This is a genomic window from Dyella silvae (assembly GCF_026421305.1).
Lineage (GTDB): Bacteria > Pseudomonadota > Gammaproteobacteria > Xanthomonadales > Rhodanobacteraceae > Dyella > Dyella silvae.
In genome coordinates this window covers 405,923-429,834 of the sequence record NZ_JAPJBQ010000002.1, presented here as the reverse complement: position 1 = coordinate 429,834, position 23,912 = coordinate 405,923, and the positions used below count along the sequence as shown (strand labels likewise).

Sequence of the window (23,912 nt, the reverse complement as noted above, 5' to 3'; positions counted from 1 at the left end):
TGTGCGGCGAGATATCACCTCACCATTTTTAAGGGAATAGACATGCGATCGACGACGCGCATTGCCGCGCTGGGTTTTGCCGGCCTGCTGCTGGCTGCATGCCATCACAAGGACAAGGACGCGCCCCTCGCCTTTGTGCCGGCGGATACGCCTTACGTAGTAGCCAACCTCGACGTGCTCGATGACGACACGCGCAAGGCCCTGCTGGCTCAGGCTGATGCCCAGCTTCCGAGCGAGATTGTCCAGCTGCGCTCCACCGCCGACGACATGGCGGAGAAGGATCCGGATGCGTCGCGCCTGCTCAAGGCCATCATCGCCGAGCTCGACGGCAAGACCATTGAGTCGTTCGCGCAGAATGCCGGCCTCAACATCAAGGGCCGCTCAGCGTTCTACGGTCTCGGCCTGTCGCCGGTCGTACGTTTCGAACTGGTGGACCCCAAGGCGTTCGACGCATTCGTGGGCCGGCTGGAAGCCGCTTACGGCAAGCCGTTCGATACCGCGACCCTGGGTGGCCTGAATTATCGCAAGCATGTCTCCGCCGACGCCGGCTTGCAGGTGGTGATGGCGGTGGTGGGTAAGCAGGCGGTCGCGGCCTTGTTGCCCGCTGACGCGCCCGAGGCCACGCTGCGTCTTGCTCTGGGTCTGGATCGCCCGGCAAAGAACCTGCAGGACGATGGCCGCCTGGACAAGCTGGCCAAGGACAAGGATTACCAGCCGTGGGCCATCGGCCAGGTGGACCTCGCCCGCCTGCTGCCGCTCGCTGCCGGCGGCAAGGACCCGCTGTTCAACGCACTGATCAAGGCCCGCGCGGAAAGCGAATCGGCCAAGACCGGCGAGCCGGTGGAAAACCAGCTGAAGGTCTCGCCGAGCTGCGAAGGCGAAGCCACCCGCATCGCCGCGCGCGTGCCGGCGCTGAGCTTCGGCTACACCAAGCTCGACCAGAAGCACCAGGACATCCGCTGGGACGTGTCGCTGGCCGATGACATCACCAAGGCCTTCACCGGCCTGAAGGTGGAGCTGCCGGGCCTTGGCGCCTCTGGCACCGCGCCGTTCGACATCAGCCTCGCCCTGCCCGTCGCACAGCTCCGTACCTTCTGGGCGGCTCAGGCAGAAGCCGTCGCCGCCAAGCCATTCACCTGCCCGTCGCTGGTGGAACTCAATGACACCTTTGCCAAGATCGGCCTGATGGCGCAGCAGGCTGCCGTACCGCCGGTGGGCGATCTGCTTGGCGCACGCGTGGCGCTGGATAGCTTCGAACCCGGCAACAACGACAGCATGCCCAAGTTCAGCGGCCGCGTTGTCATCGGCACGTCCAATCCGGCCGGCCTGCTGGCGATGGCCCAGACGGTCATGCCGGGCCTTCAGCAGTTCAAGCTCGCCGCGGACGGCAAGCCGGTCGCCATGCCGCCGGAGTTCACCGCCCCGCTCGGCACACCGGTATGGGCTGCCATGGGCCCCAAGGCACTGGCCCTTGCCGTTGGTACGGGTGAAGACGCCAAGCTGGGCGACATGCTCTCTGCCGCCAGCGGCGATGCCGGCCGCCTCGGCCGCCTGAGCCTCAACGGCGACATGTACCAGGCCTGGGTGAAGGCCATGGCGCAGAAGGCCGAGCATATTGCCGAGCTCACCGCCTCGGCCGATGCCAACGATCCGGATGCACAAGCCACCGCGAAGGCCGCCGCCGAGCGTTCCAAGGCGCAGTTTGAGTCAATGCAGGCCCAGGCAGCACGTATCAAATCGATCGGTGGCGATATCCGCATGGATAGCAAGGGCCTGGTGATCAGCAACCAGACCGAGTTGAAGTAATCCAGCGACCTGCCTTTGTCAGTCGTGAAAACGGGGCGCCATGGCGCCCCGTTTTTTTATGCCGTGTCGCCGGCGATCCGATGGTCAGCGTGGCGCGACTCTGCTGGCGCACGATGTTCAGGCCAGGCGTCCAGGCCAGCAGAATCACTACCTCACCAGGCCCAGGTGGTCTCCTTTCTGCGGCGCCCTGAGGCTTTCGTGATGTCCCGCCAGCGCAAAAAAAGAAGGAGCCCGTAGGGCTCCTTCCTGGACCTCGATGACTTGAAACGGTCAGCGGCGCAGCAAACCACCACCGCCAAAGTTCTGCGAATCACGCGTGTCTTCCAGCTCCACGCCATCCAGGCCCTGCGACAGCGTGTGCGCGTCGCCACCCTGAGCAAGCTTGATGCGCAGGCGCACTTCGTTGGAGCTGTCGGCGTGGCGCAAGGCGTCTTCGTAGGAGATCTCACCCGCGTGATAGAGCTCGACCAGGCTCTGGTCGAACGTCTTCATACCCAGGTTGGTGGATTCCTTCATCACTTCCTTGAGCTTATGGATCTCGCCCTGGCGGATGTAGTCCTGTACCAGCGGCGTGCCCAGCAGCACTTCTACCGCCACGCGGCGCGCCTTGCCATCAGGCGTGGGGATCAGCTGCTGCGCCACGACGCCCTTGAGGTTGAGCGACAAGTCCATGAACAACTGCGAGCGCCGATCTTCAGGGAAGAAGTGCAGGATGCGGTCCATCGCCTGATTGGCGTTGTTCGCATGCAGCGTGCACAAGCACAGGTGACCGGTTTCGGAGAAGTTGATCGCGTGTTCCATCGTTTCGCGCGTACGCACTTCGCCGATCATGATGACGTCGGGCGCCTGACGCAGCGTGTTCTTCAGCGCGTTGTCCCAGCTGTCGGTATCGATACCCAGCTCGCGCTGCGTGATGATGCAGCCCTCGTGCTTATGCACGTATTCGATCGGGTCCTCGATGGTGATGATGTGGCCCGTCGAATTGGCGTTGCGGTAACCAATCATCGATGCCAGCGAGGTCGATTTACCGGTACCGGTACCACCCACGAAAATGATGATGCCGCGCTTGGTCATCGCCAGTTGCTTGATGACCGGTGGCAGGCTGAGCTCTTCGATGGTGGGAATTTTCGACTCGATGCGACGAAGCACCATGCCCACGCAGTTGCGCTGGTAGAAGCACGACACACGGAAGCGGCCCACGCCCTGCGCCGAAATGGCGAACTGGCATTCGTGGGTTTTTTCAAACTCCTCGCGCTGCGAAGGCGTCATCACGTTGAGCACCATGTCGCGCGACTGCTGCGCGGACAGTGGGCTCTGCGTGATCGGCACGATGCGTCCCTGCACTTTCATGGACGGTGCGACACCGGCCGTGATGAACAGGTCCGATGCCTTCTTGTGCACCATCAGTTTCAGGAACGAGGTGAAATCGAAATCACTCATGGCACGGACCTCCGGGATTCAACACCAACTATGTACCACTTACTTGAATATGTCCTTGTTACGCGCATAGCCCAGCGCCTGCTGACGAGTCACCAGGCCGCGCTTCACCAGGTCTTGCAGGTTCTGGTCCAACGTTTGCATACCGTACTGCTGACCGGTCTGGATGGACGAATACATCTGCGCCACCTTGTCCTCGCGGATCAGGTTACGGATGGCGGGGATGCCGACCATGATTTCGTGCGCCGCGATACGCCCGCCGCCCACCTTCTTCAGCAGTGACTGCGAAATCACCGCACGCAGCGATTCGGACAGCATCGAGCGCACCATCGGCTTTTCGCCGGCGGGGAACACGTCGATGATACGGTCGATGGTCTTGGCGGCCGAACTGGTGTGCAGGGTGCCGAACACCAGGTGTCCGGTTTCCGCAGCGGTCAGCGCCAGACGGATGGTTTCAAGGTCGCGCAACTCGCCGACGAGCACGTAGTCCGGGTCTTCACGCAGCGCGGAACGCAGCGCCTCGTTGAAGCCATGGGTATCGCGATGCACTTCGCGCTGATTGACCAGACACTTCTGCGAGGTGTGCACGAATTCGATCGGGTCCTCGATGGTGAGGATGTGGCCGTATTCGTTCTTGTTGATGTGGTCGACCATGGCCGCCAGCGTGGTCGACTTGCCCGAACCGGTCGGCCCGGTCACCAGGATCAACCCCTGCGGCTGCTCGATCAGGTCACGGAACACCGCCGGCGCAGCGAGATCTTCCAGCGTGAGCACTTCGGAAGGAATGGTACGGAACACCGCACCGGCACCGCGGTTCTGGTTGAACGAGTTGACGCGGAAGCGCGCCAGGCCGGGAATCTCGAACGAGAAGTCGACCTCAAGGAATTCTTCGTAGTCGCGGCGCTGCTTGTCCGACATGATGTCGTAGATCAGCGAGTGAACCTGCTTGTGCTCGAGCGCGGGGATATTGATGCGGCGAACGTCGCCGTCCACGCGGATCATCGGCGGCAGGCCGGCGGACAAGTGCAAGTCCGAGGCCTTGTTCTTCACCGAGAAGGCAAGCAGTTCGGCGATATCCATCTGGCGTTCCCCTCAACCCAATCATCTGGATGGCACGCTGCTCTGGGCGAACGGTCGATTTTCCCCCGGACACAGCCGCAGGGCGCCCAGGCGCCCATGCCTTCCGAATGGTCCCGACCTGGTTCCCCATGCAGCGGCTCGATACTACCCGCGCCATGGCCCAGGCCACCAGTCTTTCCTTTGGCCGTACACCCAAACTGCGCACTGGGGCGTGTTCGCGCACGCCTGACGGGAAGGTGACGGCCGGGCGCCCGCGCCGCCCCGAACTTCCGCCACGGGACGGGCGCAGCCGGGTCCGGTAAGGTACGCGGCGATCAGCAAGGAGTTTTCATGACACGTATCGCTTTCATCGGCGGTGGCAACATGGCGCGCAGCCTGATCGGCGGCCTGCTCAAGACCGGCGTCACCGCCAACGCCCTCAGCGTGGCCGAGCCCCGCGCCGAAGCCCGCCAGGAGCTGGGCCGCGACTTTGGCGTGGCCTGCTATGCCGAGAATCGCCTGGCGGCCGCCGATGCCGATGTGCTGGTGCTTGCGGTAAAGCCTCAAATCATGCCCGCCATCCATAGCGAGCTGCAGGACACGCTGGCCCGCAAGCGGCCGATGCTCATCTCCATTGCGGCGGGCGTGCGTATCGATCAGCTCGAACGCTGGTTTGGCCATACGCTGCCCATCGTGCGCTGCATGCCCAATACGCCCGCCCTGATTGGCGCCGGCGCCACCGGGCTGTGCGCCAACCGCCGGGTCAGTCCCGAGCAGCGGGCGCAGGCACAACACATTCTCGATGCGGTGGGCCTGACGCGCTGGATCGACGACGAATCGCTCATGGATACCGTCACCGCTATCTCCGGCTCCAGTCCCGCCTACTTCTTCGCCCTGGTTGAAGCGCTGGAGGACGCCGCCTTTGCGCAAGGCATGCCGCGCGAAACCGCGCGTGCGCTGGCAGCGCAGACCTGCCTTGGCGCCGGACGCATGCTGACCGAAAGCGGCGAAGACCCCGCTGTGCTGCGTCAACGCGTGACGTCGCCGAACGGCACCACGCAGGCGGCGCTTGAGAGTTTTGCCGCTGATCACTTCCGCCAGGTTGTTGCCCGTGCCGTGGCCGCTGCCACGCGACGCGGTGGCGAACTGGCCGCCGAACTGGATAGTTAACTCCACCGCACCGAGCGTCCCCTATCGTGAACTATCTCGTTAACGCCCTCTCCTTCCTCATCGAGCTGGCCTTTGGCGCCGCCGCGGCGCTGTTCGTGCTGCGCCTGCTCGCCGAAGCCAGCCGCGCGGACTTTCACAACCCGCTGAGCCAGTTCGTCTACCGCACCACCAATCCGATCCTGGCGCCGGTCAGGCGCCTGCTACCCAACTGGCGCCGCATCAATATCGCCGCGCTGATCGTGGTGTGGTTGCTGATGCTGCTCAAGCGCGTGGTGTTGTTTGCGCTGCTGGGGCTGTTTCCGCATGTGCTGGGTCTGCTCGTCCTTTCGATTGCGGACGTGCTCGACTTCATCGCGATGTTCTATGTGGTGCTGATCTTCATCTGGTCGCTGATGAGCCTGTTCCAGGTCGAGCAGTACCACCCCGTCTACCGCCTGGCCGGCAGTCTGGTGGATCCCTTGCTGCGTCCCTTGCGCGGCAAGCTGGTCGCTGGTGGCCTGGATTTCGCACCGTGGGCCGTGATGATCGTGCTGATCCTCGTCCGCATCCTGGTGGTGTCACCGCTCGCCGATATCGGCGCCAAGCTCGCGTTGGGCCTCTGAGCCCAACGCGCCTCTCGTCCCTAAGGAATCTCTTCGCATGAACGCGACCTCGCACCTGCTGCGCCGATGCCTGCTTGCAGCCAGTCTGGCGGCTTGCATGGGTACTGCCTTTGCCGCCTCCGCCACCAAGCCAGACGTCGTGGCCGGCAATGTGGATACCTCGATCGACCCGGGCGTCGACTTCTTCGACTTCGCCAACGGCGCCTGGCTCAAGAGCCACCCGATTCCGGCCCAGGAATCGGCCTGGGGCATTGGCCAGGTCGTGCAGGATGAGCTCTACGGAAAACTGCGCACGATCAGCGAAGCTGCTGCCGCAAAAAAGGATGCTGCACACGGCAGTGACGAACAAAAGGTCGGCGACTTCTGGACCACCGCCATGGATCAGTCACTGGCTGACCGGCTTGGTCTGACGCCGCTGAAGGATGAGCTGGCGCGCATCGACGCCGTGCACGATGTGAACTCTGCCCTCGACGAGGCATTTGCACTGCAGCCGCTGGGCGTGGATGTCTTCTTTGACTTCGCCGTGGCGCAGGACGAAAAGCAGAGCGACGCCATGGCAGTACACCTCGTACAGGGTGGCCTCGGCCTGCCCGAACGGGATTACTACTTCAACACCGAACAAGGCGTCGCCAAGGCCCGCACGGCCTATGTCGAACACCTGCATCGCATGTTCCGCCTGCTCGGCTCTGACGATGCCGCCGCGCAAGCCAGCGCAAAGCAGGTCATGGCCTTCGAGACGGCGCTGGCCAAGGTGTCGCGACCGCTGGCAGATCTGCGCGACCCTGAAAAGAACTACAACAAGATGGCGCCAGCAGAGCTGACCGCCAAGTACACCCCCGCCATCGCCTGGAACACGCGACTGACCGGCTGGAAGGTCAACGCACCCACGGTGATCGTGGGCCAGCCCGAATTCTTCGGCGGACTGCAGGCCCTGCTGGCCAAGACGCCGGTACCGGTGTTGCGCGACTACATGCGCGTCCATCTGGCTGATGCCTACGCCGGCACGCTGAGCCAGAATTTCGACAACGAGCAGTTCGATTTCTACGGCCGCACGCTGTCCGGGCAGGCCGAACAGAAGCCACGCTGGAAGCGCGTGCTACGTGCCGAGAACCAGGCGCTTGGCATGATTCTGGGCCGCATCTATGTGAAGGATTACTTCTCCGAGGCCAGCAAGCAGCGCTACAACGCCATGGTCGAGGCCGTGCGCACGGCGTACAGCGAACGTATCGACAAGCTCGATTGGATGAGCGATACGACCAAGACCAAGGCGCACGAAAAACTGGCGGCCATCACCAAGAAAGTGGGTTATCCCGACAAGTGGAAGGACTACTCCGCGCTCACCATCGGACGCGAGTCGTTCGCGCAGAACATGATGAATGCGCAGCGCTGGACCTTCAACGACATGGTGTCGAAGTTCGGCAAGCCGGTCGATCGCAACGAATGGGAAATGACGCCCCAGACGTACAACGCCTACTACAACCCGTCCAACAACGAGATCGTGTTGCCTGCGGCGCAGTTCATCATCCCTGGCTTCAGCGACGCCGAGATCGACGACGCGGTGGTGTATGGCTATGTCGCTGCGTCGACCATCGGTCACGAGATTACTCACGGGTTCGATGACGAAGGCCGCCAGTTCGATGCCAAGGGCAATCTGAAGGACTGGTGGACAAAGCAGGACGCGGAGCGCTTCCAGCAACGCGCCAATGTCATGGTGAAGCAGTTCAATGGTTACGAACCGCTGCCGGGTCTGCACATCAACGGCGAAGCCAGCCTGGGCGAAAACATCGCCGACTTCGGCGGCATCATGATTGGCCTGGATGCGTTCAAGAAGACTGAGCAGTATCGGAAGGGTGAGAAGATTGCCGGCTATACGCCGATGCAACGTTTCTTCCTCGGTTACGCGCTGAGCTGGCTGTCGCAGGAGCGCGAGGCACGGCTGCGCACGGCGCTGCTGGCCGATGTGCATGCGCCGGCGAAGTGGCGCGTTATCGGGCCGCTTTCGAATGTGCCGGAGTTTTATGAGGCGTTTGGTGTGAAGGAAGGGCAGCCGATGTGGCGGCCTGAGAGTCAGCGGGTAAAGATCTGGTGATCGATGCCTAGCTCCCTCTCCCCTTTGGGGAGAGGGTTGGGGTGAGGGGTGGGTGCTCGCGGCACGGTTGATTCCCCTCACCGTCATCCCTGCGAAGGACGGTTTGCGGTCTATTTCGGGTTGTTTCGGTCTATCTAAGTCTATAATTTCTCGATAATTGTGCTCATTGTGGATCGAGGTGAATCGCAATAGACTTTCCGTACTTTTTCAGTACGGAGCGTTGCCATGGCCCACGCGATCCACTTGGTCAGCACGCGCGCGAAATTGGTGCCCCGGCGCGAGCCCTACTGGGGGCCACGTCTTGACCCGGGCCTCTACATCGGGTTTCGCTGCACCAAGGACGCTGGCTATTGGATTGCGCGGCAGTACGACGCCAGCGAAAAGAAGCAACGCACCGAATCACTCGGGAATGCCGCGTTCAAGATCTACGACGACGCGTGTGCCGACGCGCGGGGCTGGGGTAAGCGCGTGCTGGCGGGCCGCGTGTCCAAGGACATCAAGACAGTTAAGGACGCCTGCGAGGCGTACGTGACTGAGCGCCGCCAAGAAAAGGGCGACAGCATGGCCCGCGAATGCGAGTTGCGCTTTATTCGCCACCTCTACGGCACGCCGCTCGCACGCGTGGTCCTCATCAAGTTTCGGCGCAGCCACCTCAAGACGTGGCGCGCCGGATTGGTCAAGGGCGACGGTACGCCCATGGGCGATGCCAGCAAGAACCGCATCGTTTCAACGCTGGTCGCTGCGCTGAATCACGCCAAGAGCGAAGGCGCGGCGTCCGCAGAAACGGCGCAACACTGGTCCGACATGAAACGCCTACACGCGGTGTCGAACACACCGCCCTACCTGCCCCCTGACCAACGCAAAGCCCTGATTGCCGCGCTCCCCGAACCGATGCGCCCGCTGGTGACGGCGATGGGTTACATACCCATGCGTCCCGGCGCCATTGCGGCGTTCACGGCGGACAAGATCGAGCCCCACACGGGGCAACTGCATGTTGGCAAGGACAAGAACGGCAAGGGTCGTTTTGTGAAGCTGCCGGACGCGACGCGCGACTGGTTTCTGGCACAGGCCAAAGGCAAGGCGCCTCATGCGCTGCTGTTCACGCAGCCTGATGGCCAGCCGTGGGCCCGGCAGGCGTGGGGCGAAGCCATTCGCGACGCACGCGTGGGATTGGGGCTAGCGCCGCGAACCTGCGCGTACAGCTTCCGTCATTCCACGATCACCGACTTGCTGCTGGCGGGCGTGCCGTTGCTGACGGTGGCGCGCATCGCGGGAACGTCGGTGGCGATGATCGAAAAGACCTACGGCCACCTGTTGGAACACGCCGCGACGGAGGCGTTGGCGCGGCTGGCGCTGTAGCCAGGCGTTAGTTTTCTAACGCCATTTTCTAACGCAGATAAATTGCCCCAAAAGTGCACAAATCGACGCGACGACCGCGCCGATTTTCAGGTATAGATTACGTGTCACCCGAAGCAAACCACATCTCACCGGGAGACACGCAATGAATGCTGTAAACGCCCCCTACGTCGCGCCCCTTGTGCATGATCTGCGCGGCGCGATGACTCGCCTCCACCTGGGCAAGACGAAGCTGCGCGAACTGATCGACGCGGGCGAGATTCTCGCGTTCAAGGACGGCGGCAAAATCATGGTGACCGAAGAGGAATGCCAGCGCTATGTCGCACGCAAGCTGCGCGAAGCGTCCGCACGCCGCCGCCTGACCGGCACCAACCCCATGGCGATTTCCGACTAGCCGTCTTACGACGCTTAAGCGCACCCGCGACGTTCGCTGCGGGCGTTTTTGTGCCTGAGGTCACCCTGACTAGGGAGGCGTCTCGATATGACTTCTAACGCCATTTCGTATGTGAAGACGGCCCCGCTCTCCGTGGCGGGCATGGCAGGTTTGGCGTGGACCGAACTGATGGTGGCGGTGGCCATGGTGAACCTGATCACCAAGAAACTGGCCCGCCGCACCCTGCAAAAAAAATAGCGTCCGGCCATATCGGCACGGACGCCGTCTGAGTCACTCCCCCACAGGAGCGAAAGCATCATGGCGAAATCTACTCCTTCTACCTTGCCGCGCAACTGGCGCAAACGGTTGCCTCACGCTGGCGACTATTACCACCGCCACGTCGAAAAACTCAGTCCCCCTAACGCATCAGGCAACGCCTCCGGGTGCTGCCCGTTTCACACTGACCGCGCTCCCAGTCTGTCGGTGCAGTTGGATGGGCGCGGCTTGTTTAAATGCCACGGCTGTGGCGAGCACGGCGATCTGATTCAGTTCCACATGACGCTCACTGGCCTGTCGTTCGCCCGTGCGGTTCGCGACTTGATGAGTACGCGCTCATGACCCCCGACGAGATGGCCTTCGTCGAACGTGAAGCGTTGCGCCAGTGGCAATGGAGCGCTCGTCAGCAAGGTCGTCCCCTTCCCGAAAAAATCACGGGCCATTGGGTGTATGAGAACGCTGATGGGTCCATCGACCATCACCAACTGCGCGCTCGGCTGGCCAATGGTGAGAAGGATTACCGCCCGGCATTCCAGACGACCAAGGGCAAGGTCAAGCTCGGCAAGCCGCCCGCACCAACGCCTGGTAGACCACTATATCGGTTGCCGGAATTGTTGCGGTCCACCAGCGGGCCGGTGGTGCTGTGCGAAGGCGAGAAATGCGCCGACATTGCGCGCGGGCTGGGTTTGACCGCCACCACCTGCGGCGGTGCATCGAGCGTAGGCGGTACGGACCTGTCGCCGTTGCAAGGTTTCGAGGTGGTGATCTTTCCCGACGCCGACCCTGTAGGTACGGGTTGCAGCGACGACCTGTGCGCCGCGTTGGTGGGCGTCGCGGCCAGCGTGTCGGTGATCGACGTGGTTGTCGCTGGCATGGCGGGCAAGGATGACATCGAGCAATGGGTGGGGCGCCATCCGGGTGCCACGGGTGCCGATGTGCTGGCGCTTCCGCGAGTGAAGCCGAAGCCAGAACCCGGCCAAAGCGCCGAGCCGGACGTGCTTCCGCTCATCGTCCGTAAAGCGTTAGAGCACACGCGCGACGATCCCGGCGCGTTGTTCGAGCCGGACGTGCTTGCTGCCATCGCCAAGGCCCGCGCCGTGAGCGAAGCCTCCTACGTGCGCATCCGCGAGGCGGCCAAGCAGCAAAAGGTGCGCGTGGGCCGACTCGACAAGCTCACCGAAGAAGTGGATGACGACGAGGCGATGAACGCGGCCATGTTCCCCGTGGTGGTGCCATGGACGGCGCCCGTGTCCACGGCGGATCTGTTGGCGCATCTCGTCGCGGTGATTCACCGCTTCGTGGTCCTTGATCCGGCCGGTGTGCTGGCGGCGGCGCTGTTCGTCATGTACTCCTGGGTGTTCGATGCGTTCGAGGTGTCGCCGCTGGCGCATATCCACTCGCCGGTAAAGCGGTGCGGCAAGACCACCTTGCTGATGGTATTGGCCCGGCTGGTATGTCGTGCGCTGGCTGCCAGCAACATCACCCCCGCCGCCTTGTTCCGCGCGGTGGAGAAATGGCAGCCCACCTTGTTGATGGACGAGGCGGATTCGTTCCTGCGTGACAACGACGAGGCGCGCGGCCTGATCAACTCGGGCCTCTATCGCGAGACGGCTTTTGTGATCCGTACCGAGGGCGACGACCACAAGCCCACCCGCTTTCGTACGTGGAGCCCGAAAGTCCTCTGTGGTATCGGCAAACTGGCCGACACCATCGAGGACCGCTCGGTGCCGCTGCGGATGCGTCGTGCACTGCCCGGCGAGAAGCGCCCGCGCTTGCGCCAATCCTCCCCGGAACTGTGGGAGGAAGAGCGTAGCAAGCTGGCGGCGTGGGCCGAAGTAGCCCTGTACGAGCTCAAGCACCTGCATCCGCGTCCGGTGCCCGGCCTGCACGACCGCGCGCAAGACTGTTGGGAGCCGCTCCAAATGATTGCCCAACTGGCGGGCGATGACTGGGCAGACAAGGCCGAGCTGGCCGCCCAAGAGTTGTACGGCATCGAGGAAGATGCGCCCACCATCGGGGTGGAGTTGTTGCAAGACATCAAGGCGGTGTTCGCGCACGAAAACGTCAGCAAGGTCCAGAGTGCCCGTCTCATGGAGCTGCTGAATGCTGATCCAGAGGCACCGTGGTGCCTCTGGAACCGGGGCAAGCCCATGACCGTCCGTCAGCTCGCGCGCAAGTTGTCCGAGTTCGGTGTGCGTCCCAAGGGCATCCGCATCGGTGACAAGACACCCAAGGGTTATGAACTGGATCAATTCGAGGAGGTGTTCGCCTACTACCTTGCTCCTGTCGAAAACGGGGAACGATCCGCAACATCGCAACAATCGCATAACGGCGCGACTTCCGGGCGCTTTCTGTCCGCAACGCAAAACGGCGTGTTGCATATCGAAAACGGCCAAAAACCGTTGGTACACAACGATTGTTGCGGTGTGGCGGATGAAAAGCCCGAAAAGGGGCATGAAAGAGATAGTGAGGCCGCATCCGAGCGACCCGACGCCTGCGGCCGGGTGGAACTATGAATATGTTCGCCCTTCTGCGTGAGCTCGCGCATGCTCGCATTACGGTGTCTCTGTCCGGCGACAAGTTGGTGCTCGACGGCAACTTGCGCACCATCGAAGCGCTGCGCCCCGATCTGATCGAGCATAAGGCCGAACTGCGGGCGTTGCTGAGTGGTGGCGGCTATGAGGCCGCTATGCGCGACGCCATCGCACCGCAGACGGGTACGGCACTGCGTGCGCACCTGCTGGCACTGGCTGATCGCTACGGCATCAACCCTGCATACATTCACCGTCTGCATGATCTGGATGTCGCCGCCTGCGAAGGGTGCACAGACGCCCAGCTTGTCACCTACCTGGACATGTTGGATGACACCGTGACGCGGCAGGCAGGCAAGGTGCCGCCGGGCCACACAGCTGCGATCCACTGCTACCACTGCGGGCCGGTGTTCGTGCATCCGTCCATCGCCGCCTGCCTGCCCGTGGTCAACGACTGGCCACAAGCACTGGGTTGTCCGTGGTGCCTGATCCGCAGGGCGGGTGGCTATATCCCCCGTCCGAAGGTTCAGTGCAGCGCGTGCGCCCATTTCCATGCCGATGCCATCAATCCACCAGCCGGTATCGGTCACTGCGCCTGCGGGCATGGCGCGTATTACCCCATGCAGCGTCACGGCTGCGCAGCGTTTGAACGTGTTGGCAACCCCACTCCTACCGAAAAGGGAACACACGCATGAAAACCAAAATCATGGAACTGCCTACCGACGTCGCCACCCTTGGCGACGCATTGGCCACGATCACCGACGACCTCGACAAGCTGGCCGCTGACCGCACGCGCGCCGAGTCCGCCGTTGTCGAGGCCGAGCGCCTCAATGGGGAGCTGGAAGCCATCACTCGCGCGCGTGCCGAGACTAAGGCAAATGCGTTCGTTGCTGGCACGCAGGCCGACTTGGCCGAGCTCGATAGCCAGCTTCAAGCGTTGCAAACGGCCAGCCGCGCGGCCCGCGAGGATGGCACGGCTGCCGAACTCGCCATCGCGCTGCTGGACGCGAAGCGCGTCGAGTTGGAGGCGAGTAAGGCGGCGACGATCACGAAGCGACACCAGATCGTTATGAGCTGGCTGAGCGAACTCGGGGCCGCTGGCATGAAGCACTATATCGACGCCATCGAGGCCTTGGAGTCCCATGTGGTACAGGCCGCTGCCGCCGACCGCGTGCGACTGATCCTGTCGCGCGTGGCCGGTGATCCCATCGACGAAGCGCACTGCGAGGGTTTGCACTTGCTGAAAAAGACGCGCGGCTGCGACTACGGCATCCCTCAGAAGTTTTGGTACTGCTTTAACGGTCAGCCGTGGCGCCCGCCGGTGCCGTGGCTTACGTCGCACCACGACACCGGTAAGGCACAGGATGCGGCGCTCGTTGATGAGATCATCCAACTGTTGCGCGCTGCCCATGTCATACCTTAGCCGCTGTGCCGGTGCAGGTGGTCCGAGGGGCCACCTGCTGCGTTGTCACTGGTGCGCTTTGAGAACGCGGCAGTGATCGGAATGCCCGAAAGGGCGAGAATTATTCGTCCAAGTCGCAAGTCCTAAAGGGTCCTGGTGTGAAGGCGCTACGTGAGGGAGGTTCGCGCCCCAGTTTTCGCCTAGCTATCACTTTTTTTAAAGTGTCCAGCCATGGCTGAGCGCATCACTGTCAAGGAATTGGCGCGGCGGGAAGCGTGCGAACCGGTGCAAATCCGCCGCACCGTGACATGCGGAAATCTCGTACGCGATGACGATGGATGGCTTGACGCGTCGCAAGTAGGTCACGGATGGCGAACCATCGACCGGCGCACGCGCGAGAAGCGGGGGAACAATGCCGGGGGTACAAAGGCCACGATGTTCCGTTTCGATAAGGGCCATCGTCCACCCATGGCGCCGCGCGGACGTTGCTAGCTGCGCACAGGACGCCATCACACATTCGGAAGGAGTGTTGCCATGTCTGTCATCGCTTTCCCCATGTCCTCTGAACGGGTCGCCATGCTTCTGGATGACGCCCATGGGGTGATCCATGCTTTGCATACGATGTTGCAAGATGCCAGCACGTCGGGTGGCATGTCGCCCAAGCTGGCGCGCATCGGCATGGATGCCTTGGAGGCGTTGAGGCAGCAACTTCGTCACATGGCCGAGCGGCAGCCGGTGCTGGCCGATCTATGTCCCGATATTGATCGTCTGCTTGGCGAGGCGTCGATGGTCTTTCGGTCGGCCACTGTGACGAACCCGAGCCAGGGAGTGCCGGTGCTTCCTGCGGCGGACATCTATGCAAATCAAGCGCGAGTGCTCGTTCAAGCGATGAGCGTGCTGGCACGCGCACGTCAGCGCCTCCGCGCAGTGAAAGCGATCGATACCAAGGCGGCTGTCGATTGGAAGCATCTGCGCCCGACCAAGACGGGGGGATTCGTAAGAAGCGAACGCATCACGAAGGCGGTCAAGGGTTGGGAGCATTTGCGCCCCATCGACTGACGAACGACCTGCAGTGCGCGACGACGATACGATTCGTAGTCGTTGCGCACGCGTGCAAAAGAGAGGCGGATCGCCTAAGCGACCCGCCTCTTTTCGTCACTAAAAGATTCCCGACGACTTCACTTTCTCGAAGGAGGCGGAGAGCGCCTTCCTAAGCCGCCGCGCGGGTCACTGCGGGCCCATGATGATCCATGTCATGGCGGACATGCAGCTTGGTACCTGCCGCGATGGAGCGTGGCTATCGGATTCGTCCGAGTCGTGCCTTGCGCGTTTGGCAGGCTTTCGGCAAGCCAACGGCAAGGCACAACAACGATGCACAAATGTCATCGATTGAACAGACTCAACGAGTAGCGTAACGTTACGCTCCGTTACGCGGAGCCTATCGAGTCCGACTTTTAGGATTCGTCCGATGGTGCGCCACATCATCGGCTAACTAGGCTCGCGCCACCATCGCTGTTGCCGGTACCTTCTCGCCCCTTTGGAAGGGTCGGTCGGCGTGATGGTGTTTCTGGGGAAACAGTGCAGCCGGGCATGTCCTTTTGCCGGGCTGTGCTGTACACCGAGTATCGCCAAAGAAATTAAGCGTGGGCTGCGATCGTGTCGCAGCCTTGGTGTGTTGCCGGTGGAGAAGCATGCATGCGCTTCTCTTTACATCATGGATGTTTTATGCACTTTGTTTCCAAGCTGCGAATGACACTGTTGGTGGTTGCGCTGCTGTGCGCTGCGCACGCCCACGCCCAAGATGGTAGTAGTGGATCCAGCGAGACGAAGGATGGCAAGTCCGTAAATACTGATCCATCGGTGAATGTCAGGGCAGATATTTCCAAGGAAGGGGGCACGGTCACGGTCGAAGTCCCTCCAACGGTCCCCATGCCAAATTTGTCGGGCGTATTTCTCACGCCAACGGGAAATGGCTTTTTGGGCCAGGGGTACACACCTGCGAATCCCAACAACACGCCGTCCAACCTCGGGGCGCAAAACCCTGGCGTCACCTGCCCGGTGGGCGACCCAATCCTTCCCGCGACAGGCACGAAAATCGAGACATACCCGCTCTTTTCGCTGCCCGGTGAGATGGGGCTGCGCTACATCCTCTACTACAACAGCGCGAACCCATCGAACATGGCGAGCGCTGACCATTGGAGCGACAACTTCGCTTACTTCTTGGATCTGTCCTGTTGGACGTTCCCAAGCTACGGGGTGTGCAGCCAAATCACGTTGTTTCGCCCGGATGGCTCCACCGTCGTCTGGGGTCACAACGCGTCACCCTATGCGAAAGGGAGTGGTGTAGCGACCTATTCGCAGGATGCGTCAACGGGCAATTACACCGTCTACGACGAGGACGCGACCGTTCAGGTGTATTCCTCGACCGGCCACCTGTTGTCGATCAAGAACGCGTCGGGCGTCGGCTGGACGATTAGTGGTAACGAATGGGCGGGAACGGTGATGACGGTCACCCACACGAACGGGCAGTCGTTCACCGTCCAGCGCAGCAGTGGCTCCACGGTGGTGACCGACCCGGCCGGCAATGTCTACACGATTCAACTAGGACCAAACGCGACGCTGTCGTCGATCACGTACCCCGGCTCACCCACGACGACGGTCTCGTTCAAGTACCTGACGCTCACGTCGCCCCGGAACTTCGCCCTCTCCGAGGTGGATTACAATGGTGTGCCCTACGCCTACACCACGTATAGCACGAACCCGCAGAGCTTCTATGGTTGGGCCACGGGAACGTACCTCACGGGCGGGTCGCAACAGACCACGGTGGCCTACTACAAAGAAAGCTCCGGAAATCTTTCGGCCACGATCACCAATCCTCTGGGCTACCAATCAGTCCAGACGTTCAACGCCAGCGGCAATCTAATCCAAGTCAGTGGTAGTGCCATGCAAACCTGCGGTGCGACGCTCAGTGGCCGTACCTATGACACCAACAACCACCTGGCGGCTGAGATCGACAACAACGGCAACACCCATGCGTACACCTACGCCGCCAATGGTCAGCTTCAAACGGAGACGGCGGCCTATGGTGCACCCGAGGCGCGAACCACTGATTATGTGTGGGACCCCAACGCGACGCTCAATCGCCCTCTGAGCGTTACGGTGCGCGGGTGGCAGAAAACCACCTACACCTACAACGCTCAAAACCGCCTCGCCTCGGTAGCCGTCACAAATCTTTCGGGCAACGGCAGCGCCAACCAAACGCTGACCACAACGTACAACTACACGCTATACGGCAACGGCATGGTGCAGACCATGACGGTCACGCGCCCTTCGCCGAATGGGACCGATACCGACACCTACACCTACGACGCCCTTGGCAATCTTGCCTCGTTGTCTAACGGCTTGGGGCAGACAACGGCCTATAGCTACTACAACGCACTCGGTCAGCCCGGTCGTGTCGTAGGACCTAATGGCGACGTGACGAGCTACACGTACGATGCGCGCGGTCGTATTGGCACCAAAACCACCTACCCCAACGGCGCAGCAGCGACCTGGACCTATGGCTACGATGGCTTTGGTTTACTTGCATCGCTCTGGGGCCCCGACGGCCAAAATACTACCTGGAGCCGTGATGCGCGTATGTGGGTATCGAGCATTACGCATAACGACAAGGATGGAACCTCCACCGAGAGTTTCAACTACGACGCTAACGGTGACGTACAGCAGCACACCGTGTCGCGGGGAGGCACTGTTGGGCTCGTCAATGCCTTCCAGTACGACTCGTTGGGGCGGATCTATCAAAAGATTGGGCAGCATGGGCAGACGCTGACCTACGCCTACGATGGCAATGGCAACGTGCTCTCCACAACCAATGCCATGGGCCACACCGTCGTCTCTCAGTACGACGCCCTCGATCGTGTGACCCAGCAAACCGAGAGCGGCGGCGCAAGCCCACCGATCCCGGCGACGGTGTCCGGCATCAACCTGCCGAGCTATACGTGGTTGCCCGTCGGTAGCGCGAGCAAGCCTTACACGGTGAGCTGGAACAGCGTGCCTTATGCCACGACGTACATCCTGCAAGAGCAGGTCAACGACGGTAGCTGGGTCACCGTGCAGAGTGGATCGGCTATTAGCTGGTCGGCTGGCGGCAAGGCGAGGGGAACCTACCATTACCGAGTGGCCGCCTGCGACACGACGGGCTGCAGCGGATGGAGTCCAGCCGGTGTGTATGTCATCAATGGCCCCAACCCGGAGCTGCCCGCCATCCTTCTAATGATTACGAGCGGTGCGTAACCCGTCTCAGCAGACAAGGCGAGGCGCTCGTCAACAGCCGTCGAACCACCGTGCCCTTCGTGGCCTCGATCAGTACCCAGTCGCCGAATGGGCGGCGCTCAACCTTTGCAAGCTTAACCAGGAGAATCGCATGTTGGATCGCATCAAATCGGTCGCCTTGGCATCACTCATTGTCGTGTCGACATTATTGCCAGTGGGTGCGATGGCGCAGGCCATCATCTACCCGGCACACATTACCGAGGTGAACTCGGGGTGGGGCGACGATGCGGTCGGCGTGACTCTCGATCAACCCCAGGTCAATCCGGCGAAGTGTCCTATCACAGACGGCATCTACAACTCTCCGGCGGGCGCCGGGGGCAATCGGACCTTTCTGGCGGCGGCGCTAACGGCTCTGGCGAACAAGTTGACGGTTACTGTCGTGGTAAGTAGCACCCAGTGCGACCCCGTTGGACGGCCCTACCTCATCGCGGTATCTCCGTCCGCTCCCCAATAGTCAGTGTCACGCGGCTGGCATGGGTACCCCATCGAGTCGCGCTTGTTCATGGAATGGAACATGCGCGCAGGACATTCGGTGTGGTTAGGGCTCCTGCTGCTGGCATGGATGCATGGCACTACCGTGACGCAGCCCACCTGTAATGACCCTCGGTGACGCTGCTGCGTCGCGCTCTAAGGAAGTTCAGCTCGATGGAAGACATGGCTCGCTCCCGAATCACTCAACGTGTTGTGCTGGCATGCGGACTCTTGGTAGGTCTGCCTGTAGTCATGGCTCTGCCGGCTTATGGGCAAGCCGTCACCCAGTTCAGCTATGACGCGGGTGATCATGTGGTCAAGGTCACGGACCCGCGTGGACTGGTGACGTCCTCCACCTACGATGGTCTGGGTCAGAAGTGGCAGCAGGTGAGCCCCGATACGGGAACGACGACCTATAGCTACGATGCCTATGGCCGTCTGGCCACCATGACGCGCGCGGGCGGCAATCAGGTGGGCTATGGGTATGACGGGATCGGGCGTCGGACCAGTGTCAATTCGGCCGGCATCTGGCAAACGTTTACCTATGACAACTGCACCAATGGTGTAGGGCGACTGTGTAGCGTCGTTGATTTCACCAGTACCATCTCCTACGTCTACTCGCCGGAAGGTTGGGTGACCGGACGTTCGCTCTCGGTCGGTGGCACCGGGTACTGGCTCGGCTACAGCTATGACGCCTTGGGTCACACGACGGTGGTGGTGTACCCCGACGGCAACGAAGCGCATTACCTCTACACCCACGGTGTCATATCCGCCGTGCAGATGAAAATAGGGGGCGTCCTTTCCAATGTCGCCACCAACATCTTCTACCAGCCAGGCGATGCAGCCATGGCGCAATGGACGTCGAGCAACGGACTCACCAATAGCCTGAGTTACGACACCGATGGACGGCTAACGGGCATCAGCGTGCCTGGCGTGCAGAGCCTAGGGGTCAGCTATGACACCGCCAATCGCGTGGTCGGCATCGCTAATGGTGTCGACAATCAAATGAGCCAGAGCTTCGGCTACGACGCCATGTCGCGTCTGACCTCCGCGTATTCGGCTGGAGCGGACAATGAGAGCTTCTCCTACGACGCCAATGGTAACCGCCAGAGCCAAATGCTTAATGGTGCGTGGACCACGGTAACGGCCAATGGCAGCAACAATCAGGTCACCCAGCTCTCTGGCGCGAGCAATGTCGGTTATGGCTATGACGCGCGCGGCAACCTGACCACGGTCGCAGGGGTATCGACCTTTACTTACGACGTATTCAATCGACTGGCAAGCGCAGGCAGTGCGACATACTACGTGAGCCCCGAAGGGCAACGCCTGCGTAAGTCAGTGAACGGCGTGTCGACGTTTTTCGCACCGGACGCGAGCGGTCCGCTGCTAGCCGAAAATTCAGGCAGCGGGTGGAACGACTACGTGTGGTTGAACGGTCGTCTCATCGGGCGCACGGTTGGCGGCCAGCTACAGGCGATTCACGATGATCAAGTGGGCCGACCCGAGGCGGTGACCGATGCCAGTCGCACGGTGGTGTGGCGGGCACGCAACTATGCGTTCGATCGGACGGTGGTGCAGGACAACGTCGTGCCCCTCAATCTCGGATACCCGGGTCAGTACTACGATGCGGAATCGGAGCTGTGGAATAACGGGTTCCGGGACTACAGCCCTAGCCTTGGACGCTACATCGAGAGCGATCCGATTGGGCTAAGCGGCGGCATCAATACGTATGCCTATGTTGGCGGGAATCCGCTGAGCCACGTCGATCCTTACGGATTGGAGGAGGAGACAGAGGAAGGTCGCTTCGACGAAATGGAGGTGCTGTTTCCCAGGATCGGTTTTAACTTGGTAAGGGCGCCTCTTGAGTCCGAAGTAGACAGAGAGTCGCGCTGGGAGTCATGCCCAAGAACTAACTCTCTCCCTTCCAATGCAGGGCAACGTCAACACATCTTTAGAAGCGCTTCCGGGCACCTAGCTGAGGACACGCCTGCGAACCAGGAGCTTTTGGAATCAACGGCAAATAATCTCGACTATTTGCGTGGAACAGATGCCTACGGAAACTCCATATATACGCAATCTCAGACGGATGGCTCCCAAGTTTGGGTTACCACGCGTGGTGGCGTCATTCAAAATGGTGGCGTAAATGCGCATCCTTGGACCTTTGTGCCTGGTGTAGGCTTAAGACCAGGTCGATGAAATGAACTCACAAGGCTTTCAGTTATGAGGCTGTTATTGGACGAGCAACTTGCATTTAAGGCGATGGTGACTTTTCTCGCCAATTTGCATGAGCAGCTGGGCTGGGATGATCTTCCTTCGCTTTTGGGCAGCATGGCACTGATCGATGGCGTGCCACTCGATGCCGCAATTGAAGAAGACTGGAAGGCGGTGGTGGATCAAACTTTTGCGGACTGTAGTCCATCGGGGGCTGCCACTGGCTTAGCAATGGATCAGGCTTATTCTGCCGTCGTGCATTTTCTTGATGCGCGGTTTCGAAAGGGACAGACAGACATTGGGCAGATTCTGCAGGAACTGCGATCCGTGGACCTCTTGCCTGGCTCGCCTGAACTTATGTCTGAGTGGGCCCAATGTACGGCCTTGGCGTCCAATTCGGCGAAGGCCATTTCGGCGGTGGTTGTGAAAGATGGAGTCGCCTGCGAAATACACACCAAGTCAGGAAGGACCTCCTGATCTCTTGCGTTTCCCTAAACGAAAGATGTGAATCGCCTCATCGCCCTTGCCCACCCGACAAACTCCAAGAAAGGTTGGCTGGGGCAAAAGAAGATGAAGTCTGCTCAATGCGAAAGCGATCCAAATGGCGATGAACCACCATTTGAAGGTTCACTATTTGCAGTTCCGGATCTGCTCCAGTCAGTTGCCCCTGTGAGTAGTGGGCAGCGCGCATCGCGCCTAAGGGGGTTGTCGATCGTGAAGTTCGCGAGCACATCGGCATGCGCTTCCTCGTCCAAGTAGGCGCGCTTCTCCCCCTCCCCGCGCGTCGGTGTGGGTTCCTGGGCGTTTCATTGGATGGGCCAGTGGCGGTTGTCATTCAGCACCGCCGCCGGCTGGCTCTTTTGCGCTGGCTTTGAGTTACGGATTCAACGTGACTTCTTTGGCAAAGATACTGCCATGCCGATTAATGGTGAGGGCAACGCGCCGCCCCGCCTTTTGATCGAGCAAGGCTGCGTAGTCGGCGCTGCCGCCAATGGGCCTGCCGTCCATCGTGATGATCAAATCTCCGACCAGAATGTCGGCATCAAAAGCAGGACTGCCATTCACCACGCCGACCACTGCCACACCGTGGTTCGATTGCAGTTCCTGCCGTTGCTCCGGGGACAAATCGACGACTTGAGCGCCAAGCCGGACTTTGAACTTCACCAAATAGACCGCTAGAAAATCGTAGCGGTCAACGTGCATGGGGATGTAATTGGTCTGTGTGCCGTACGTCGTTGTTGTGCTGTTGTCGAACGCTGTAGCAGAGCCACCCGTGCCGTAGGCAGTCGCTGTGCCGCTGCTGTACGAAGTCGAAGATGTGGGTGTCACTACTGGAATGACAGCGGATTGCGTGCCCGTGTAGGCAGGATTGGCAATGACCACTAAGTCAGCCCCCACTGCGCGCCCTTGAGCCAACGCGCCGGCATCGGATTGACTCCCACCGGCGTTAAAGGACGAATAGCCCAGGACCACATAGCCTTGCGCCCCATAGGCTTTTACCAGCGCGTCACCAACTAAACCAGTATGGTCAAGTATTGGTTGGGCTGGCGGTGGGCTGGCCCGATGGGCGGCTACTACGGCTGAACTTGCGGCTGGGTTCGGGCGGTAGAACTTTTCGTAACCATTCGTGCAGCCCGCCATGCAAAGCGCGGCCGCAATAACAAGTAGCCACTTCATATTGTCCCCCTGTCGTGGTTTTCGCAGAAAGATGGTAAGCGAGTAATCATATTCATGCGTATTCTTTCGATAGTTGATGAGTCATAGCGTCAACGTCAGATCGCCCGTTTTGAGCAAGAACAATTCCCAGACGGCCGGCAACATGGTGCGCTCGCCGCCTTCCCATTTTTGCCACGTTCGCAGGTTGACGTAGACCACGGCGGCCGCTTCCGCTTGCGTCAAGCCCACGCCCTCACGGGTGACGCGGACGGCATCGGCGGCAGGGCTTCCCGGGGTGTACGTGTGTGCGCTCACGGCCGCCGCAATGCGGTGGCGATGGCGTCAAAGCCGACCGTGGTAAAGGTGACATTACCGACCATCACGCGACCCGTGCGGGCGGCGCGCATCATCCCTTCCCGATCCGCCGCGCCAGCCGGCGCCAAGATTTCATCGCGGCCCATGCACGATGCCTTAAATGCATACGTTGCAGCGTTCACGATCAGCTTATCGTCAGGTAAATCCTTCACCGCGTCCGGGGCGACTTCCATACATGAGGGAGCGCCCATGTGCATAACGCCCACCACCACCGCACCCGGGGCCGTGCCCGGCAGTGCCAGCAATGCAGCGTGCGCGCCCGCGTAGTCGGGTGGCGCATAAAAGCCTCGCGTGGTTCCCGGTAATGCTTGCCAGCGTGACGCGGTGCCGAGCGCGGGAGGCGGCGGGATTTGGGGTGGGTAGGCTTCCGCCACCATCGTGCCATTGCGCCTGATATACCAATCCAGCACACACGCGGATGTTTGGCAGCGTGCGTTACGATCCGCCACCGCCGCGCGCTCTTTTGCCTCAAAGGCGGCCGGGTCGGCCGCGTGGCTTTTTAGCAACGCAAAGTGCTCAGCATAATTGGCATCGAACGCGGCCGCATGCGCATCCGAACAAATGAATTTTTCCGCATAGCTCGCGGCGGTGGTGCAATTCACCGTGCCCGCATGCGCGCCCATGGCGGCCAACCCTAGGACCAAGACGCCCATCGTGCGCCGGAAAACCATCTTTCTCATTGCATGAACCTCTCATCCCAGGCAACGGCGCCGGGTGTGAAGTCAAATTTGTACGCCCATTGGGCGTTCTGTTACCCACCCTTGTA

At 61.1% G+C, this 23,912-nt stretch carries 21 protein-coding genes; 16 read left to right on the top strand and 5 right to left on the bottom strand.

Annotated elements, in window-relative coordinates; all coding sequences use genetic code 11:
* The first annotated feature begins 42 nt into the window (after positions 1–42).
* On the top strand, positions 43–1,806 hold the full coding sequence (locus OQE56_RS06155) for a hypothetical protein (protein ID WP_267222581.1): 1,764 nt from the start codon (positions 43–45) through the stop codon (positions 1,804–1,806).
* Between the two features lie 270 nt (positions 1,807–2,076).
* Here OQE56_RS06155 and OQE56_RS06150 read toward each other — a convergent pair whose 3' ends face one another.
* Positions 2,077–3,246, bottom strand: a complete 1,170-nt coding sequence (locus tag OQE56_RS06150; protein ID WP_267222579.1) for a PilT/PilU family type 4a pilus ATPase — start codon at positions 3,244–3,246, stop codon at positions 2,077–2,079.
* A gap of 39 nt (positions 3,247–3,285) precedes the next feature.
* Positions 3,286–4,323, bottom strand: coding sequence for a type IV pilus twitching motility protein PilT (locus tag OQE56_RS06145; RefSeq protein ID WP_267222578.1), 1,038 nt, complete (start codon positions 4,321–4,323; stop codon positions 3,286–3,288).
* A gap of 330 nt (positions 4,324–4,653) precedes the next feature.
* Here OQE56_RS06145 and proC point away from each other — a divergent pair, with 330 nt between their 5' ends.
* From proC to OQE56_RS06075, 15 genes are all read left to right on the top strand, one after another.
* Positions 4,654–5,472, top strand: a complete 819-nt coding sequence (proC, locus tag OQE56_RS06140) for a pyrroline-5-carboxylate reductase (protein ID WP_267222575.1) — start codon at positions 4,654–4,656, stop codon at positions 5,470–5,472.
* 26 nt (positions 5,473–5,498) lie between these two features.
* The gene (locus OQE56_RS06135; RefSeq protein WP_267222574.1) at positions 5,499–6,074 is read left to right on the top strand and encodes a YggT family protein; all 576 of its coding nucleotides are present in this window, start codon (positions 5,499–5,501) and stop codon (positions 6,072–6,074) included.
* Positions 6,075–6,111: 37 nt separating this feature from the next.
* Positions 6,112–8,163 (top strand): M13 family metallopeptidase, encoded by a 2,052-nt coding sequence (locus OQE56_RS06130; RefSeq protein ID WP_267222572.1) that lies wholly within the window; start codon positions 6,112–6,114, stop codon positions 8,161–8,163.
* A 225-nt stretch (positions 8,164–8,388) separates the two neighbouring features.
* Positions 8,389–9,522, top strand: coding sequence for a tyrosine-type recombinase/integrase (locus OQE56_RS06125; RefSeq protein ID WP_267222571.1), 1,134 nt, complete (start codon positions 8,389–8,391; stop codon positions 9,520–9,522).
* A 142-nt stretch (positions 9,523–9,664) separates the two neighbouring features.
* Complete coding sequence (locus OQE56_RS06120; RefSeq protein WP_267222568.1) at positions 9,665–9,913, top strand: MerR family transcriptional regulator; 249 nt, start codon at positions 9,665–9,667, stop codon at positions 9,911–9,913.
* Between the two features lie 87 nt (positions 9,914–10,000).
* Positions 10,001–10,150: a hypothetical protein gene (locus tag OQE56_RS06115; RefSeq protein ID WP_267222567.1), complete on the top strand. Its 150-nt coding sequence runs from the start codon at positions 10,001–10,003 to the stop codon at positions 10,148–10,150.
* 60 nt (positions 10,151–10,210) lie between these two features.
* Positions 10,211–10,510 carry a CHC2 zinc finger domain-containing protein gene (locus OQE56_RS20095; RefSeq protein ID WP_345781167.1) on the top strand — a complete coding sequence of 100 codons (300 nt, stop codon included), beginning with the start codon at positions 10,211–10,213 and terminating at the stop codon, positions 10,508–10,510.
* Positions 10,507–12,684, top strand: a complete 2,178-nt coding sequence (locus OQE56_RS06110) for a DUF3631 domain-containing protein (RefSeq protein ID WP_267222566.1) — start codon at positions 10,507–10,509, stop codon at positions 12,682–12,684. Before OQE56_RS20095 ends, OQE56_RS06110 begins: the two co-directional genes overlap by 4 nt.
* The gene (locus OQE56_RS06105; protein WP_267222564.1) at positions 12,681–13,394 is read left to right on the top strand and encodes a hypothetical protein; all 714 of its coding nucleotides are present in this window, start codon (positions 12,681–12,683) and stop codon (positions 13,392–13,394) included. The genes OQE56_RS06110 and OQE56_RS06105 overlap by 4 nt, the downstream gene beginning before the upstream one ends.
* Positions 13,391–14,122: a hypothetical protein gene (locus OQE56_RS06100; RefSeq protein ID WP_267222562.1), complete on the top strand. Its 732-nt coding sequence runs from the start codon at positions 13,391–13,393 to the stop codon at positions 14,120–14,122. The genes OQE56_RS06105 and OQE56_RS06100 overlap by 4 nt, the downstream gene beginning before the upstream one ends.
* A gap of 513 nt (positions 14,123–14,635) precedes the next feature.
* Positions 14,636–15,160 (top strand): hypothetical protein, encoded by a 525-nt coding sequence (locus OQE56_RS06095; protein ID WP_267222561.1) that lies wholly within the window; start codon positions 14,636–14,638, stop codon positions 15,158–15,160.
* A gap of 666 nt (positions 15,161–15,826) precedes the next feature.
* Positions 15,827–18,394, top strand: a complete 2,568-nt coding sequence (locus OQE56_RS06090) for a DUF6531 domain-containing protein (RefSeq protein ID WP_267222560.1) — start codon at positions 15,827–15,829, stop codon at positions 18,392–18,394.
* Positions 18,395–18,524: 130 nt separating this feature from the next.
* Positions 18,525–18,887, top strand: coding sequence for a hypothetical protein (locus tag OQE56_RS06085; protein WP_267222559.1), 363 nt, complete (start codon positions 18,525–18,527; stop codon positions 18,885–18,887).
* A 191-nt stretch (positions 18,888–19,078) separates the two neighbouring features.
* Entirely contained in the window at positions 19,079–21,100 is a 2,022-nt protein-coding gene (locus OQE56_RS06080) for an RHS repeat-associated core domain-containing protein (RefSeq protein WP_267222557.1), read from the top strand.
* A 24-nt stretch (positions 21,101–21,124) separates the two neighbouring features.
* Positions 21,125–21,592: a hypothetical protein gene (locus OQE56_RS06075; protein ID WP_267222556.1), complete on the top strand. Its 468-nt coding sequence runs from the start codon at positions 21,125–21,127 to the stop codon at positions 21,590–21,592.
* A 399-nt stretch (positions 21,593–21,991) separates the two neighbouring features.
* Here the strand turns inward: OQE56_RS06075 and OQE56_RS06070 are convergent, their stop codons facing one another.
* The 3 genes from OQE56_RS06070 to OQE56_RS06060 all read right to left on the bottom strand — a co-directional run bounded on the left by OQE56_RS06070 (position 21,992) and on the right by OQE56_RS06060 (position 23,769).
* The gene (locus OQE56_RS06070) at positions 21,992–22,792 is read right to left on the bottom strand and encodes a PDZ domain-containing protein (protein WP_267222554.1); all 801 of its coding nucleotides are present in this window, start codon (positions 22,790–22,792) and stop codon (positions 21,992–21,994) included.
* A gap of 81 nt (positions 22,793–22,873) precedes the next feature.
* Positions 22,874–23,086 carry a helix-turn-helix domain-containing protein gene (locus OQE56_RS06065; RefSeq protein ID WP_267222552.1) on the bottom strand — a complete coding sequence of 71 codons (213 nt, stop codon included), beginning with the start codon at positions 23,084–23,086 and terminating at the stop codon, positions 22,874–22,876.
* Positions 23,083–23,769: a lysozyme inhibitor LprI family protein gene (locus OQE56_RS06060; protein WP_267222550.1), complete on the bottom strand. Its 687-nt coding sequence runs from the start codon at positions 23,767–23,769 to the stop codon at positions 23,083–23,085. The genes OQE56_RS06065 and OQE56_RS06060 overlap by 4 nt, the downstream gene beginning before the upstream one ends.
* Positions 23,770–23,912: the final 143 nt, after the last annotated feature.

Coding starts and splice junctions, on each gene's coding strand:
- OQE56_RS06145 (WP_267222578.1), bottom strand. CDS start 4,323: ATGGATATCGCCGAACTGCTTGCCTTCTCGGTGAAGAACAAGGCCTCG.
- OQE56_RS06090 (WP_267222560.1), top strand. CDS start 15,827: ATGCACTTTGTTTCCAAGCTGCGAATGACACTGTTGGTGGTTGCGCTG.
- OQE56_RS06085 (WP_267222559.1), top strand. CDS start 18,525: ATGTTGGATCGCATCAAATCGGTCGCCTTGGCATCACTCATTGTCGTG.
- OQE56_RS06080 (WP_267222557.1), top strand. CDS start 19,079: ATGGAAGACATGGCTCGCTCCCGAATCACTCAACGTGTTGTGCTGGCA.
- proC (WP_267222575.1), top strand. CDS start 4,654: ATGACACGTATCGCTTTCATCGGCGGTGGCAACATGGCGCGCAGCCTG.
- OQE56_RS06100 (WP_267222562.1), top strand. CDS start 13,391: ATGAAAACCAAAATCATGGAACTGCCTACCGACGTCGCCACCCTTGGC.
- OQE56_RS20095 (WP_345781167.1), top strand. CDS start 10,211: ATGGCGAAATCTACTCCTTCTACCTTGCCGCGCAACTGGCGCAAACGG.
- OQE56_RS06150 (WP_267222579.1), bottom strand. CDS start 3,246: ATGAGTGATTTCGATTTCACCTCGTTCCTGAAACTGATGGTGCACAAG.
- OQE56_RS06120 (WP_267222568.1), top strand. CDS start 9,665: ATGAATGCTGTAAACGCCCCCTACGTCGCGCCCCTTGTGCATGATCTG.
- OQE56_RS06075 (WP_267222556.1), top strand. CDS start 21,125: ATGAGGCTGTTATTGGACGAGCAACTTGCATTTAAGGCGATGGTGACT.
- OQE56_RS06155 (WP_267222581.1), top strand. CDS start 43: ATGCGATCGACGACGCGCATTGCCGCGCTGGGTTTTGCCGGCCTGCTG.
- OQE56_RS06095 (WP_267222561.1), top strand. CDS start 14,636: ATGTCTGTCATCGCTTTCCCCATGTCCTCTGAACGGGTCGCCATGCTT.
- OQE56_RS06125 (WP_267222571.1), top strand. CDS start 8,389: ATGGCCCACGCGATCCACTTGGTCAGCACGCGCGCGAAATTGGTGCCC.
- OQE56_RS06130 (WP_267222572.1), top strand. CDS start 6,112: ATGAACGCGACCTCGCACCTGCTGCGCCGATGCCTGCTTGCAGCCAGT.
- OQE56_RS06110 (WP_267222566.1), top strand. CDS start 10,507: ATGACCCCCGACGAGATGGCCTTCGTCGAACGTGAAGCGTTGCGCCAG.
- OQE56_RS06070 (WP_267222554.1), bottom strand. CDS start 22,792: ATGAAGTGGCTACTTGTTATTGCGGCCGCGCTTTGCATGGCGGGCTGC.
- OQE56_RS06060 (WP_267222550.1), bottom strand. CDS start 23,769: ATGGGCGCGCATGCGGGCACGGTGAATTGCACCACCGCCGCGAGCTAT.
- OQE56_RS06105 (WP_267222564.1), top strand. CDS start 12,681: ATGAATATGTTCGCCCTTCTGCGTGAGCTCGCGCATGCTCGCATTACG.
- OQE56_RS06115 (WP_267222567.1), top strand. CDS start 10,001: ATGACTTCTAACGCCATTTCGTATGTGAAGACGGCCCCGCTCTCCGTG.